The organism is Methanophagales archaeon (assembly GCA_021159465.1).
Lineage (GTDB): Archaea > Halobacteriota > Syntropharchaeia > Alkanophagales > Methanospirareceae > G60ANME1.
The window spans coordinates 1-1,911 of the sequence record JAGGRR010000183.1; the positions used below are offsets into that span (position 1 = coordinate 1).

Consider the following 1,911-nt stretch of genomic DNA (forward strand, 5'->3'; position numbering starts at 1 on the left):
AGGAACGGGAATAGATTATGATAAGATGGGTTTGAAAGCCGGGCTGGAGATACACCAGCAGCTGGATACAAGAACGAAACTATTCTGTAAATGCCCCACCACGCTCAGGGACAATAAGGATTCCACATACTCGTTTATACGGTATTTAAGAGCTTCCAAGAGCGAGATGGGGGAAGTGGACAAAGCGGCACGAGAAGAGGAGAGCTACAGTCGCACATTTCTATACAAAGCTTATGATTCCACCTGTCTGGTGGAGAATGACGAGGAGCCGCCGGGTGAACTGAATCCAGAAGCAATTGATATCGCACTTGAGATCGCTCTGATGCTGAATATGAAGGTCGTGGATGAGATACATACAATGCGGAAGATAGTGATAGATGGGTCAAATACCTGCGGGTTTCAGAGAACCGCACTGGTGGCGACTGATGGCAGGCTCACAACAGAAGAAGGAGGCGTCCGTATAGATTCGCTATGTCTCGAGGAGGATGCAGCCCAGAAGATAGAGACAACAGGCACAGGCAATATGGTGGTTTATTCATTAGATCGGTTGGGCATACCGCTGGTGGAGATAAGTACTGCACCTGATATTCGCACACCGGAACAGGCACGTAAGGTGGCGGAGCAAATTGGGATGATATTACGTTCCACAGGTAAGGTGAAGAGGGGATTGGGGACCATCAGGCAGGATATAAACATATCAATAGAAGGTGGCGCTCGTGTGGAGATAAAGGGCGTTCAGAACCTGAGATTGATAAGTGAGATAGTGAAGAACGAGATATTAAGGCAGCGGAAGCTCATAGAGTTGAAGGATGAACTGAATAATAGAGGTGCCAGAGTTGAGCATCGTATTGAAGACCTGTCATTTATATTTAAGGATACCGATTCAAAGGTGATAAATAGAGCGGGCGGTAAAGTATTTGGGGCATGTCTGCGTGGGTTCGCGGGCATTCTCGGCACTGAACTACAGCCTGGCAGGCGATTCGGAACAGAGTTAGCCGATTTCGCCGCTAAGTACGGTACCGGTACTGGCTTGATTCATACCGATGAACTACCTGCTTATGGCATTGGTGAGGCAGAGATAGCGCGTATGAGGAGCGTATTTAATGCATCAGAATCTGATTGCGTGGTGATAGTAGCTGTTGCGGAGCGAGCGCAAGGCGAGAAAGCGCTGAGAGCGGTATTGAACAGGGCGGAGGCTGCGATGCGAGGGATACCGGAAGAGACACGTAGAGCATTGCCAAACGGGAGCAGTGCCTATATGCGCCCTCTACCAGGTGCCGCGAGAATGTATCCAGAGACAGATGTGCCACCAGTTGAGATAGATGTGCAGAGGCTGAAGGCTATAAGCAGTAGATTACCTGAGACATTTGAGCATCGAGTAACGCGCTACAAGCAGCAGTTCGGATTGAATAACGAACTCGCCACGAAGGTATCACGCAGCAGCAACTTCAATCTCTTTGAGTTGATAGTGGAACGCTACGGAGGTAAAGGTGTATCACCAACACTGGTCGCAAGGACACTTACAGATACAATGGTGGAGTTGATGCGGGAGGGAGTGGAGCTGGAGAATCTGACCGAGCAGCACTTCATAGATATCTTCAGACTGCTTGCTGAACACGCATTTGCGAAGGAGGCAATACCTGATATTATGAGGTTCATAGCGAGTAAGCCGGAACTGAGTGTCGAACGTGCAATAGAGGAGATTGGACTGGGAGTGAGTATAAGAGATGTAGAGCGGTTCATTGAGGATACAGTGGCATTGAAACGTGATTTTATACTTGATAGGGGCGAGAGGGCGGTGGGACCGTTGATGGGTATTGTCATGGCTAAGTATCGTGGTAAGGTGGATGGTAAAGAGATAAACAGGCTATTGAAGACGAAGGTGCAGCAGATTCTCAGGGGTGAGTCTGA

Annotated in this window: 1 protein-coding gene; it reads left to right on the forward strand. The window is 48.8% G+C overall.

Going from position 1 to position 1,911, the window contains the following annotated elements; all coding sequences use genetic code 11:
- The coding region (gene gatE, locus J7J01_08095; protein ID MCD6210827.1) for a Glu-tRNA(Gln) amidotransferase subunit GatE at nucleotides 1-1,911 on the forward strand (1,911 nt) is incomplete at both ends.